This window comes from Pseudomonas sp. LBUM1673 (assembly GCF_059695645.1).
The window spans coordinates 2,109,063-2,122,242 of record NZ_CP166780.1 but is presented as its reverse complement, the minus strand read 5'-3'; the positions used below and the strand labels follow the sequence as shown (position 1 = coordinate 2,122,242).

Here is a 13,180-nt window from a genome sequence, read left to right as displayed (position 1 = left end):
CCGGGGCTTGCGTGCGCAGCCATTCACCAATGAGAACGGATGAGGTCTTGAAATAATTAGTCGCCAGGCTTGAGCGCCAGCAGGCTTGCGGTCAGCAGGTGCGTCCGCGTGTCGCAGTTCTCACTCCACACATTCGGGGAGCATTAATTCTCTTTCTCAATTGACAATCATTATCATTCAGAATAATTTGTCGCTCGATGCGTAGGACGGCTCCGATCCCCCTGTCGTCCCACTAACCTATTTGCAGCAAGGTGATTTCCAATGACGGAACAAGTATCCACAAGCAGGTGCGATTCACCGCTACTTCAGGCCTTCGTCGACAACCGACTGATTCTGGTCAAGATTGCCGCCCGCATCACCGGTTGCCGATCCCGTGCCGAAGACGTGGTGCAGGATGCGTTCTTCCGGCTGCAATCGGCGCCGCAAATCACGTCGTCAATCAAGGCGCAGCTCAGTTACCTGTTCCAGATCGTGCGCAACCTGGCGATCGATCACTATCGCAAGCAGGCGTTGGAGCAGAAGTATTCGGGCCCGGAAGAGGAAGGTCTGAACGTGGTGATTCAGGGGGCGTCGCCAGAAACCTCGCACATCAATTTCTCGACCCTGGAAAACATTGCCGATGCGCTGACGGAGCTGCCCAGCCGCACCCGTTACGCCTTCGAGATGTACCGCCTGCATGGCGTGCCGCAAAAAGACATCGCCAAGGAACTCGGTGTCTCGCCAACCCTGGTGAACTTCATGATTCGTGATGCGCTGGTGCATTGCCGCAAAGTGTCGGGCAATCGTGCGGATACCTTTGCGCGCCGTTAAAAGCTTCGCGGGCAAGCCTCGCTCCTACAGTTAGAGGTGATGCGCGATGCACCACAAACCTGTAGGAGCGAGGCTTGCCCGCGAAGGCTGACTCAAGACCGCAACAGACCTTGAGCCATACACCTCAGGCCAACGAACACCGATCAAAAAACCGCTCACGCCCCAGCATCATCAGCGCCGCGCGCTTGTGCGGGAAGTCGAACTCTTTTTCGCAGTGGAAACACTGATTGTGCATGTGCCCGATCATCTTCGCGTTGTCGGCACGAGGCTCGGCGACCACCCGTTGAGTGCGTGGATCATCAAGAAACAGGTAATGCACCAGCGCCGATAACCAGCTCGCCACCTTGTGCGGGCCGCGGTGATGTTCTTCGCCCACCAGCATGTGAATGCCACGGTCGTAATCACCGGCGTCATAGAACGGCGCAATGCGATCTTCCTTGGCCCAGTAGGCTTCGAAATAGGCAAACGGCTGATCATCGAAGCAACCGATCAGCGTCAACGTGTGCGGGTCGGCTTCGAGCTTGTTCAGGTATTCCCGATGTTTCTCGAGACTGCCCTCCTCCTGCCAGAAACTCGCCACCCGCGGGCTGTTCTGCCAGCGGTTGAAACGCGCCAGGTCATGCTCGATTTCTACCGTGCGCAGGGAAACCCACGCACCCAGCCGCGCATCGAAGCGTCGATACACCTCACCACGGGGTTTCACCGCCCGCAGTGGATGGCGTTTGCCGCCACTGATGACCATTTGCTGCGGATAGCTGCCGGTGCGCGACTCACCCAGCCAAGACTGAGGCAGTTGCCAGAACAGCGTACGCTCGCAGTGATATTGACCGGTGACCTCGGTCAGGATCAGCAACCCGCTGAGCAAGGCTTCGGTGAGCACCTCTTCCAGGTGCCAGGTCAGGCGCTGACAGCCAGGGTCCCGGGCAAACAGCCAATAGCAGGCTGCCCAGAATGCCTGACCGTCAGGACGGCCGAAGCGTTCCTCCAGCCGCAGATGCAACTCGGGCTCACGGGTCAGCCGCAGTTCGATCAGCGGTTGCCCTTCGAGGCTGAGGCTCAGACGGCTTGCGGTTTCATCGGCTACAAGACAGTTGCCTGACGGCAAGGCCAGGGTGGTCAGGTCATTCAGATTGGACATGGGGCGGGCTCACGGTAATCGTCGACAGTTCAACGATGTGACGTGAGCCGGGGCAGGAAATTTAAGCGCGATCGCCAAATACGCGACCCGTGGCACGCTTCAGGGGTTACCCACCGGCACCAGGGCAATTTTGTAAGGATCGAAAATCTTCAGCATCTGGCCGTTGTTTCGCAGACCTTGCAGCAACTTGCCGAATGCTTCGCCAGTAATCGGCGCCTGCGGGCGGATCAACGCGTAATGGTGATAGACCTGATCGATGCGTTGGGACACCAACAATTGCTCACCGACTTTCTCGTTACGCAACAGGTAATCGCTCAGGTAGGAGCGTGTCACCAAGGCAATGTCCGCCCGCCCACGCAGCACTATCAACAAGTTGCTGTCATGGGAATAGGTCAGCGTGGCGTTGTAGGTGTCGGCCAGATACTTGGGATCGGCATTAAAATTGGCAAACTCGTAGTGGTAGCCGCTGTACAGCGCCAGACGCTTGCCCGTCAGGTCTTTGAAGTAATTCTCATCGCGATCGGGTTTCTTCTGCGCGACAAAGATTTCTGCATCTTCCAGGCCCATGTCGACGAGGGTATGCGGGATGTCCTTCCAGCCCCAGTCCGGGTTCTCAAAAATCGCCATATCGACCCGACCTTCCTTGAAGTCGTTGAAACGCCTGGGAATCGAGGTCGGCACCAGCACAAACTGATAGTCGGTTTGCAACTGATTCAGCGCTTCCACCAGTTGCGGCAGCAGACCGGTGTCGGCACCGTTCTCCGGGCGCACGGTATAGGGTGGAAAATGCGCGGCACCGACCCGCACCAGTTGCGCCGCCTGAGACGGCAACAGCCAGCACACTGCAAGCGCCGCCAGCAAAAGCCGCGACGCCGTTCGAATTGGTGAAGACATCAAAACAGCCTACTCCCCGAAAAAAAAAAAAAAATCATCAATGCATTCAAGCTAGGCGGTTTCACCGACTTAGCCAGTTTCTTGCCGAGATAGACGGCTCACTGCCGTTCTTCAAGCACCAGAATCAACGCCTCATCGGCCAATTGATCGAGGCTCATGCTGCCGTCGGCCCGAAACCAGGTGGTGGTCCAGGACAACGCGCCCGTCAGGAAACGGCGAGTGATGAACACATCACCACGGATAAAACCGGCGTTCTTGGCTTCACCCAGCACCTGCAACCAGATGTCTTCATAAATATCACGCAGCGCCAATACCTGCACTTGTCCTTCTTCGGACAGCGAACGCCACTCATACACCAGCACCGCCATGGCTTCGCCGCTGCCGCCCATGATCGACTGCAATTCGCAGCGAATCAGCGCCAGCACCCGCTCACGCACGCTGCCGGCCTCGGCGAGGGCTGCACGCATCAACGCGGTGTTGTAGCGAATGGTCTCCTCCATCACCGCCCGCAGGATCTCGTCCTTGCTTTTGAAGTGATGAAAAATGCTGCCTGACTGAATACCCACCGCACCGGCCAGATCACGCACGGTGGTACGTTCATAACCTTTGTGACGAAACAGGTGAGCAGCCACTTGCAGCAGTTTGCCGCGGGCGCTGTCCGGGTCGGTCAATTGGCCGTTGTCGACCAATTCGCGCATCACCCTCAGGGCTTTTTGCTCGTCCACCCGTTCTCTCCTACAGTCGATCAATCAATTGCGCTGCTGCCCGCGAAAACAGCGGGGTTGCGCGGGCAATTTAAGCTGGCGAGGACGACCAAGCAAGCGCTTGGGAAGAAGATAGTTCAGTCGCTTACAAACCAAGCGCTTGCTTGGTAGTCTCGAAGCACTTCTGTCGGAGGTGGCTATGGAGTTGACTGTGCCTAAAACCATTCGCATCGGTTGCGCCAGCGCATTCTGGGGCGACACCTCGACTGCCGCCGCGCAATTGGTGGAGGGCGGACGGCTGGACTATCTGGTGTTCGATTATCTGGCCGAAATCACGATGTCGATCATGGCCGGGGCGCGGATGAAAGATCCCGCCACCGGCTACGCCAGCGACTTCATCGAAGTGCTCAGTCCCCTCCTCAATCAGCTCGCGGAACAGAATATCCGCGTCATCAGCAACGCTGGCGGAGTCAATCCACGGGCTTGCGCCGCTGCCCTGCAAGCGGCCTGCGACAAGGCCGGAGTGGCACTGAAGATCGCTGTGCTATCGGGTGACGACCTGCAACCCCGGTTCAAACACCTGAGCAGCCTTGGCCTCCATGAGATGTTCAGTGGCGCGCCGCTGCCGCCGATGTGCGTGTCGACCAACGCCTACCTCGGCGCACCGGGCATCGTCGAAGCCCTGCGCCTGGGCGCCGACATTGTGATTACCGGCCGCGTGGTCGACAGCGCGGTGGTCAGCGCCGCGCTGGTGCATGAGTTCGGCTGGTCGTGGCACGACTACGACAAACTCGCCCAAGCGGCATTGGCCGGGCACCTTATCGAATGTGGCGCCCAGTGCACCGGCGGTAATTTCACCGATTGGCGCGACGTGCCCGACTACGAACACATCGGTTTTCCAATCGTCGAAGTCAGCGCCGACAGCCAGTTTATTGTCAGTAAACCCGACGGTTCCGGCGGTCTGGTCACGCCCCTGACGGTGGGCGAGCAGATGCTTTATGAAATCGGCGACCCGCAGGCCTATCTGTTGCCCGACGTGGTGTGCGATTTCAGTCAGGTCAAACTCGTGCAACAAGGCAAAAACGCGGTTCAGGTGCATGGCGCAAAAGGCTTGCTGCCGACCGGCCAGTACAAGGTCAGCGCCACGTATCCGGACGGTTTCCGCTGCACCGCCAGTTGCCTGATCGCCGGGATCGATGCGGTGGCCAAGGCCCGACGGGTCAGCCAGGCGATCATCAACAAGACCTCGGAAATCTTCAGCCAGCGCGGCTGGGCGCCCTACAGCGAAGTGAACATCGAACTGCTGGGCAGCGAAGCCACTTACGGCCCCCACGGTCAGCGTCAGGACAGCCGCGAAGTGGTGATCAAACTCGCCGTACGCCATCCGAGCAAACAGGCCTTGATTCTGTTCTCTCGGGAAATCGCCCAGGCCGCCACCGGCATGGCACCGGGATTGACCGGGATCGTCGGCGGACGACCGACGGTGTACCCGTTGATCCGGCTGTTTTCGTTCCTGATCGACAAAACCGCCTGCACCCTGGAAATCGACCTCGCCGGTGAGCGCCACCCCTGCGCCCTGCCCGCCCTCGATGTACTCGACCCGGCTGACTTGCCGCTAGCGTTCGATCCGCCCCAACCCACAGAACGCGCCGACGCCAGCGTGGCCCTGATCAAACTCGCCGTGGCGCGCTCCGGCGACAAGGGCAATCACAGCAATATCGGCGTCATGGCCCGCCATCCCGACTACCTGCCGTGGATCGCCGAAGCGCTGACACCTGCGGTAATGGTCGACTGGATGAGCCATGTCCTCGATCCGATCCACGGGCGTGTCGAACGCTGGTATTTACCCGGCACTCAGAGCTTTAATTTTCTTCTGGAGAACGCACTCGGCGGCGGTGGCGTGGCCAGCCTGCGGATCGATCCGCAAGGCAAGGCGTTTGCCCAACAACTGCTGGAGATCCAGATTCCGGTGCCGCAGCGCATCGCCGATCAGGTCAACTAGAGGACCGTCGCCATGGCTTATGACTCGATTTACAAACCCGACCTGTTCGCTGGCCAAAACATCATCGTCACCGGTGGCGGCAGCGGTATCGGCCGTTGCACCGCCCACGAGCTCGCAGCCCTCGGCGCGCATGTGCTGCTGGTGGGACGTAATACCGAGAAACTGAAAAAGGTCGCCGCCGAAATCACCGAAGACGGGGGTAAAGCCAGTTGGCAGGTCTGCGATATCCGCGATGAAGATGCCGTCACGCAACTGGTCAGCGAACTGATCCGCAAACACGGACCGATTCATGGGCTGGTCAACAATGCTGGCGGGCAATACCCCTCGCCGCTGGCGTCGATCAACCAGAAAGGTTTCGAAACCATACTGCGCACCAACCTGGTGGGCGGATTTCTGATGGCCCGGGAGGTATTCAATCAGTCCATGAGCAAGCACGGTGGCGCCATCGTCAACATGCTCGCCGACATGTGGGGCGGCATGCCCGGCATGGGGCACTCGGGCGCGGCACGTTCGGGCATGGACAACTTCACCAAGACCGCCGCGTTCGAATGGGGCTACGCCGGTGTGCGGGTCAACGCCGTCGCGCCGGGCTGGGTCGCCTCCAGCGGCATGGACACCTACGAAGGCGCGTTCCGGGCGGTGATCCCGACCTTGTGCGAACACGTGCCGCTCAAGCGCATCGGCACCGAATCGGAAATCAGCGCGGCGGTTGTTTTCCTGCTCAGCCCGGCAGCCGCTTTTGTCAGCGGCAGCACGTTGCGCATCGACGGTGCCGCCAGCCTCGGCGGGCGGGCCTGGCCGATGCACAAAGCGCAGAACAGTCACTCGTACAACGGCTTTCACCGCGCCTGTTTACCCGAAGTGCTGAGACCCGACGCGTTCAAACCAGACACGTCTAAACCAGACGAGCTCAAGGACAAGGAATAACCCATGCCGGTGATCCAGTCCCAAGTCGACCCGTTCAGCGAACCGTTCGCTCGCAACCGTGCGGCCATGCTGGCCGGCATCGAGCAGGTTCGCCAGCTCGAGCAGGACCTGCTGAGCAAAGCGGCCGAGGCCAAGGCCAGGTTCGACAAGCGTGGGCAACTGTTACCCCGGGAACGGTTGAACCTACTGCTCGACCCCGGCGCGCCGTTCCTCGAACTGGCGAGCCTGGCCGGCTACAAGCTGCACGACGACAAGGACGGCAGCTCGGCCGGCGGCGGTTTGATCGCCGGAATCGGTTACGTGTCCGGCGTGCGGGTATTGGTGGTGGCGAACAACAGCGCGATCAAGGGTGGAACCATTTCCCCCAGCGGTTTGAAAAAATCCCTGCGCCTGCAACAGATCGCCATGGAAAACAAACTGCCGGTGATCACCCTCGCCGAGAGCGGGGGCGCCAACCTCAATTACGCAGCGGAGATTTTCGTCGAAGGCGCGCGCAGCTTTGCCAATCAGGCGCGGATGTCGGCCATGGGCTTGCCGCAAATCACCGTGGTCCATGGCTCGGCCACGGCGGGCGGTGCTTATCAGCCGGGGTTGTCGGATTACGTGGTGGTGGTGCGCGGCAAGGCCAAGCTGTTTCTCGCAGGTCCCCCGCTGCTAAAGGCCGCCACCGGTGAAGTCGCCACCGATGAAGAACTGGGCGGCGCCCAGATGCACGCACAAACCGCCGGCACCGCCGAATACCTGGCCGAGAACGATGCCGATGGCGTGCGCCAGGTACGCGAGATCATGAGCCTGTTGCCGTGGAATGCGCGGTTGCCTTTAGCACCTGCACGGCATTGGAACGAACCGCTGTACCCGATCGACGAGTTGCTCGGGCTGATTCCCGACGACGCGAAAAAGCCTTACGACGTGCGCGAAATCATCGCCCGGATTGCCGACGCTTCGAACTTTCTCGAATTCAAGGGTGAGTTCGATCAGCAGACGGTTTGCGGGCATTTGCAGATTCAGGGTCGAGCCTGCGGGTTCATCGGCAACAACGGCCCGATCACCCCCAAAGGCGCAAGCAAGGCCGCGCAATTCATTCAGCTCTGCGACCAGAGCCAGACGCCGCTGCTGTTTTTCCACAACACCACCGGCTTCATGGTTGGCACCGAGTCGGAACAGCAAGGCGTGATCAAGCACGGCGCCAAAATGATTCAAGCGGTGGCCAATGCCCGAGTACCCAAACTGACGATCGTCGTTGGCGGTTCCTACGGTGCCGGCAACTATGCGATGTGCGGCCGTGGCCTCGACCCGCGGTTCATCTTCGCCTGGCCCAACAGCCGCACCGCGGTGATGGGCGGCGCCCAGGCCGGCAAAGTGTTGCGGATCGTCACCGAAGCCAAACAGCTCAAGGACGGGTTGGTGCCCGACCCGAAAATGCTCGACATGCTGGAACAGGTCACTGCGCAGAAACTCGACAGTCAGTCCACCGCGCTGTATGGCAGCGCCAATTTGTGGGACGACGGGCTGATCGATCCGCGGGATACCCGCACGTTGCTCGGGTACTTGCTGGACATCTGCCATGAGGCCGAGGTTCGTGGACTGCAACCCAACAGTTTTGGTGTAGCCCGTTTCTAAGGGCGATCAGGAGAACAATAAAAATGATCTTCACCCAGGAACACGAAGCACTGCGCCGCACCGTCCGCCAATTTGTCGATCACGAGATCAATCCTCACGTCGATGAATGGGAAAAAGCCGGGCGCTTTCCGATCCATGAGGTCTTCCGCAAGGCGGGCGACCTCGGTCTGCTGGGGATTTGCAAACCGGAAAAATTCGGCGGCATGGGGCTCGATTACAGTTATTCGATCGTCGCGGCCGAAGAGTTCGGCACCATTCATTGCGGCGGTATCCCAATGTCCATCGGCGTGCAGACCGACATGTGCACCCCGGCCCTGGCGCGTTTCGGCTCCGATGAACTGCGCGAAGAATTCCTCCGCCCCGCGATCACCGGCGAGCAGGTCGGCTGCATTGGCGTCTCCGAAGTCGGCGCCGGCTCCGACGTAGCAGGTTTGAAAACCACCGCCCGCAAGGACGGCGACGACTACGTGATCAACGGCAGCAAGATGTGGATCACCAACTCGCCGAGCGCCGACTTCATCTGCCTGCTGGCCAACACCTCGGACGACAAGCCGCACATCAACAAGTCGCTGATCATGGTGCCAATGAACAGCCCCGGCATCAGCCTCAGTTCACATCTGGACAAGCTCGGCATGCACAGTTCGGAAACCGCCCAGATATTCTTCGACAACGTGCGCGTGCCGCAACGCAACCGCATCGGCCACGAAGGCGCGGGGTTCATGATGCAGATGCTGCAGTTCCAGGAAGAACGACTGTTCGGCGCGGCGAACATGATCAAGGGCCTGGAGTACTGCGTCGACAGCACCATCGAGTACTGCAAGGAGCGCAAAACTTTCGGCAACGCGCTGATCGACAACCAGGTCATCCACTTCCGCCTGGCCGAATTGCAAACCGAAATCGAATGCCTGCGAGCGCTGGTCTACCAGGCCACCGAGCAATACATCAAAGGCCAGGACGTGACTCGATTGGCATCCATGGCCAAACTCAAGGCCGGGCGACTGGGCCGGGAAGTCAGCGACAGTTGCCTGCAATATTGGGGCGGCATGGGCTTCATGTGGGACAACCCGGTGGCCCGGGCTTACCGCGACGTGCGGCTGGTGTCGATCGGCGGCGGTGCCGACGAAATCATGCTGGGGATCATCTGCAAACTCATGGGCATCCTGCCGGGGAAAAAGAAATGAGCACCCTACCCGTTTGTCAGACCCTGTTGCTCGAACGGCATAACGGCGTCCTGCACATCACCCTCAATCGCCCCGACAGTCGCAACGCCATGAACCTGCAAATGGTCGCCGAACTGCGCGCAGTGCTGGCGGCGGTGCGGGATGACCGGCAGGTTCGCGCGTTGGTGATCGGCGGTGCCGGCGGGCATTTTTGTGCCGGTGCCGACATCAAGGACATGGCCAATGCCCGTGCTCAGGGCCAAACGGCCTATCGCGATTTGAACCGTGTGTTCGGCGCCTTGCTGGAAGAAACCCAGCACGCGCCGCAAGTGGTGATCACCGTGCTGCAAGGCGCAGTGCTTGGCGGCGGCTTCGGTCTGGCCTGTGTCAGCGATATCGCGATGGCCGATCATCAGGCGCAATTCGGCCTGCCGGAAACCAGCCTCGGCCTGCTGCCGGCGCAGATCGCGCCGTTCGTGGTGCAGCGCATCGGCCTGACCCAGGCCCGCCGACTGGCCCTGACCGCCGCACGGTTCGATGGCACCCATGCGCGACGGATGGGGTTGGTGCATTTTGTCGAGCATGACCCGCAAGCCTTGGCCGAGCGCCTCGATGAGGTGCTGGCCCATGTGTTGTGTTGCGCCCCGGGGGCGAATGCGGCGACCAAAAAACTCTTGCTGGCGAGTGCCGGACAACCTTCGGATGGCCTGCTCGATCAGGCGGCCGAGTGGTTCAGCGAAGCAGTGACCGGGGATGAAGGGGTCGAGGGGACGATGGCTTTTGTGCAGAAGCGTAAACCGGGGTGGGCCACTTAAGAGCTTCGCGGGCAAGCCTCGCTCCTACAGGTCTAACGATTGCCGCGTAATTTGGGCACGACACAAAATCTGTAGGAGCGAGGCTTGCCCGCGAAGAGGCCATCACATTCACCGCAAAAACCAAGGGAATATCCCATGCCCGCCTTCAGCAAGATCCTGATCGCCAACCGCGGTGAAATCGCCTGCCGCGTCCAGCGCACCGCGCAAAATCTGGGCTACCGCACCGTCGCGGTGTTCAGCGATGCCGACGCCGATGCCTTGCATGTGCAAATGGCCGACGAATCCATGAACATCGGCTCCGCCCCGGTGCAGCAGTCTTACCTGAACATTCCGGCAATCATCGACGCCGCCCGGCGCACCGGCGCCGACGCAATCCATCCCGGCTATGGCTTTCTCTCGGAAAACGCCGGTTTCGCCCTTACCTGCCAACAGGCCGGCATCACGTTCATTGGCCCCAGCCCCGAAGCCATCGAGCTGATGGGCAGCAAACGTCTGTCAAAACTCGCCATGATCAAAGCAGGCGTGCCCTGCATCAAAGGCTATCAGGGCAGCGAACAAGACGACGCGACTCTGAGCCGCGAAGCCGAACGCATCGGCTACCCGCTGATGATCAAGGCCAGTGCCGGCGGTGGCGGTCGTGGCATGCGCCTGGTGCACAGCGCTGGAGAATTGCTGGAGCAACTCCGTACCGCACGCTCCGAGGCGCTGCACGGGTTTGGCAGCGACGAACTGATCCTCGAGCAAGCCTTGATCGACCCGCGTCACGTCGAGGTTCAGGTGTTCGGCGATCAGCACGGCAACCTGATCTACCTCAGTGAGCGCGATTGTTCGATCCAGCGCCGCCACCAGAAAATCATCGAAGAAGCGCCCTGCCCGGTAATGACCGCCGAGTTGCGCCAGGCTATGGGCGAAGCGGCGCTCAAGGCGGGGCGCGCGGTGAATTACGTCGGCGCCGGCACTGTAGAGTTCCTGCTGGATGCTCGCGGGCAGTTCTACTTCCTGGAGATGAACACTCGGTTGCAAGTGGAACACCCGGTGACCGAACTGATCACCGGCCTCGATCTGGTGGCCTGGCAGTTACACATCGCCGAAGGACTGCCGCTACCACTGCGACAGGAGCAGGTGCAGCTCAACGGGCACGCCATGGAGGTGCGCCTGTACGCTGAAGATCCGGCCCAGGGATTTGTGCCGCAAACCGGACGAATCGCCGCCTGGGAGCCAGCGTTGCAGGGTGGCGTGCGGATCGACCATGGCCTGATCGAAGGTCAGTCTGTCAGCCCGTTCTATGACCCGATGCTGGGCAAGCTCATCGCCCATGGTGCCACCCGCGAAGAAGCCCGGCGCAAGTTGCTGCGAGCGGTGCAGGACAGCGTGCTGCTGGGCGTACAGAGCAATCAGCGCTTGCTCGCCAATTTGCTGGAACATCCGCAGTTCATCAGCGGTGAGTTCAGCACCGGGTTCATCCCCACGTACTTCGCCGATCATCCTTGCCTGCATCCCTACTTGCCGAGCGCCGAAGAATTGGCCATCGCTGCGGCGCTGTTTTATCAGGCTTCGGCGCAGGCTCATCGCACCCCGCTGGCCGGTTGGCGCAACAACGCCAGCGAGCCTTTGCACTACCGAATCGGCCAGGAGGATCAGGAGTGGCCGGTGGAGTTGAACGCTGAACCTGGCAAGCCCTACCGTGCTCAGGTCGGCGTTCGCACCCTCGAACTGAAGGTCATTGGATGCGACGGACGCTGGGCCACCCTGGAAATCGACGGCATCCGCCAACGCCATGCCTACCGCCTCGAATCCGGGCAACTCTGGTTGTTCACGCGCCCCGGCAGCCTGCGGCTGGTCGATCGGACCCAGGTGCTGGTCAGCGGCCAGGCCAGTGTCAGTTCCGGCACGCTCAAGGCGCCGATGGACGGGGCAATCGTCGATGTACTGGTCAGTGAGGGCAGCCCGGTCAGCAAAGGTCAGCTGCTGGTGGTGCTCGAAGCCATGAAAATGGAGCATCCGCTCAAATCGGGCATCGACGGGGTGCTCAAACGCTTGCAGGTCAAGGTTGGCGATCAGGTGAAAAATCGTCAGATTTTGTTGGAGGTCGAATAAGCCGCTAGGCGGATCCGCCGGGTTTGGCTACGCTCAAGCCCTATCAGGACGCGGATACCAGGAAACCTGCAATGCCTCACTGGCTGGTCATTGATCTGGAAGCCACCACCGATGAGGGTGGCTGGCCAGTAACGGAAATGGAAATCATCGAAATCGGTGCCACCCTCGTGGACCGCAAGGGCCAGGAACTGGATCACTTCCAGTGCTTCGTGCGCCCGTTGCGCCGGCCCTTGCTGACGCCGTTTTGCCGGGAACTGACCCACATCACCCAGGCCAATGTCGATGCCGCACAGCCGCTCACCGACGTCTGGCCGTCGTTCGAACGCTGGCTCGGCCAACATCACGCACGCCTGGACGGCTGGGCCAGTTGGGGCGATTACGACCGCAAACAACTGCTTCAGGAATGGCAGCGCCTGCAACTCGACAGTGTCCTGAGCCGGGTGCCACACATGAACCTCAAGCAACGCTTCGCCAAGGTTTGTCGGCTTGAGCGCCCGTTGAGCCTCAATGGTGCCCTGCAACTGGCGGGCCTGCAGTTCAACGGTCAGCAGCATAGAGCCCTGGAAGACGCACGCAATACGGCGCGTTTGTTGCCACTGATTTTCCCCGCTAATCCTTGAGTGCAGGAGGTGACGCCTATCGACACCTTGTGCATACTGGCCGGCCCTTTTTAGCCCTTTTCGAGGAATCGCCCATGTTTAAAGTCAACGAGTACTTCGACGGCACCGTCAAGTCGATCGCCTTTGGCACCGCTGAAGGTCCTGCGACCATCGGCGTCATGGCACCGGGCGAATACGAATTCGGCACCAGCCAGCGTGAAATCATGCACGTGGTGTCCGGCGCCCTGACCGTCAAACTGCCTGACAGCGACACCTGGGAAACCTTCGCCGCCGGCAGTCAGTTCAACGTGCCCGCCAACAGCAAGTTCCAGCTGAAAGTGGCCGTCGACACCGCTTACCTGTGCGAATACCGCGGCTAACCCCCCGGGGTTTCACAGCGACAAAAAAAATGCC

The 13,180-nt window shown here is 60.5% G+C and carries 12 protein-coding genes; 9 read left to right on the top strand and 3 right to left on the bottom strand.

The genetic code is table 11. The features are described 5' to 3' along the window. Window positions 1-261: 261 nt before the first annotated feature. The gene (locus ACA044_RS09735; RefSeq protein WP_007940073.1) at window positions 262-810 is read left to right on the top strand and encodes an RNA polymerase factor sigma-70; all 549 of its coding nucleotides are present in this window, start codon (window positions 262-264) and stop codon (window positions 808-810) included. Window positions 811-934: 124 nt separating this feature from the next. Here ACA044_RS09735 and ACA044_RS09730 read toward each other — a convergent pair whose 3' ends face one another. The 3 genes from ACA044_RS09730 to ACA044_RS09720 all read right to left on the bottom strand — a co-directional run bounded on the left by ACA044_RS09730 (window position 935) and on the right by ACA044_RS09720 (window position 3,567). Next, window positions 935-1,948, bottom strand: coding sequence for a GNAT family N-acetyltransferase (locus ACA044_RS09730; RefSeq protein WP_497446165.1), 1,014 nt, complete (start codon window positions 1,946-1,948; stop codon window positions 935-937). A 99-nt stretch (window positions 1,949-2,047) separates the two neighbouring features. Next, the gene (locus tag ACA044_RS09725; RefSeq protein WP_497446164.1) at window positions 2,048-2,842 is read right to left on the bottom strand and encodes a substrate-binding periplasmic protein; all 795 of its coding nucleotides are present in this window, start codon (window positions 2,840-2,842) and stop codon (window positions 2,048-2,050) included. 98 nt (window positions 2,843-2,940) lie between these two features. Further along, a complete protein-coding gene (locus ACA044_RS09720) occupies window positions 2,941-3,567 on the bottom strand; it encodes a TetR/AcrR family transcriptional regulator (protein ID WP_497446163.1) in 627 nt (208 codons plus the stop codon). Between the two features lie 190 nt (window positions 3,568-3,757). On the opposite strand from ACA044_RS09720, the gene ACA044_RS09715 reads away from it, so the two are divergent. From ACA044_RS09715 to ppnP, 8 genes are all read left to right on the top strand, one after another. Further along, window positions 3,758-5,548, top strand: a complete 1,791-nt coding sequence (locus ACA044_RS09715; protein WP_497446162.1) for an acyclic terpene utilization AtuA family protein — start codon at window positions 3,758-3,760, stop codon at window positions 5,546-5,548. A gap of 12 nt (window positions 5,549-5,560) precedes the next feature. Then, the gene (locus tag ACA044_RS09710) at window positions 5,561-6,475 is read left to right on the top strand and encodes an SDR family oxidoreductase (protein ID WP_497446161.1); all 915 of its coding nucleotides are present in this window, start codon (window positions 5,561-5,563) and stop codon (window positions 6,473-6,475) included. A 3-nt stretch (window positions 6,476-6,478) separates the two neighbouring features. Continuing rightward, complete coding sequence (gene atuC, locus ACA044_RS09705) at window positions 6,479-8,095, top strand: geranyl-CoA carboxylase subunit beta (RefSeq protein WP_497446160.1); 1,617 nt, start codon at window positions 6,479-6,481, stop codon at window positions 8,093-8,095. A 23-nt stretch (window positions 8,096-8,118) separates the two neighbouring features. Beyond that, the gene (gene atuD, locus ACA044_RS09700) at window positions 8,119-9,276 is read left to right on the top strand and encodes a citronellyl-CoA dehydrogenase (protein ID WP_497446159.1); all 1,158 of its coding nucleotides are present in this window, start codon (window positions 8,119-8,121) and stop codon (window positions 9,274-9,276) included. Further along, window positions 9,273-10,070: an enoyl-CoA hydratase/isomerase family protein gene (locus tag ACA044_RS09695; RefSeq protein WP_497446158.1), complete on the top strand. Its 798-nt coding sequence runs from the start codon at window positions 9,273-9,275 to the stop codon at window positions 10,068-10,070. Before atuD ends, ACA044_RS09695 begins: the two co-directional genes overlap by 4 nt. 135 nt (window positions 10,071-10,205) lie before the next feature. Beyond that, window positions 10,206-12,167 (top strand): acetyl/propionyl/methylcrotonyl-CoA carboxylase subunit alpha, encoded by a 1,962-nt coding sequence (locus tag ACA044_RS09690; RefSeq protein ID WP_497446157.1) that lies wholly within the window; start codon window positions 10,206-10,208, stop codon window positions 12,165-12,167. A 71-nt stretch (window positions 12,168-12,238) separates the two neighbouring features. Then, the gene (locus ACA044_RS09685) at window positions 12,239-12,787 is read left to right on the top strand and encodes a 3'-5' exonuclease (RefSeq protein WP_497446156.1); all 549 of its coding nucleotides are present in this window, start codon (window positions 12,239-12,241) and stop codon (window positions 12,785-12,787) included. A 74-nt stretch (window positions 12,788-12,861) separates the two neighbouring features. Continuing rightward, window positions 12,862-13,146, top strand: coding sequence for a pyrimidine/purine nucleoside phosphorylase (gene ppnP, locus ACA044_RS09680; protein WP_007895072.1), 285 nt, complete (start codon window positions 12,862-12,864; stop codon window positions 13,144-13,146). Window positions 13,147-13,180: the final 34 nt, after the last annotated feature.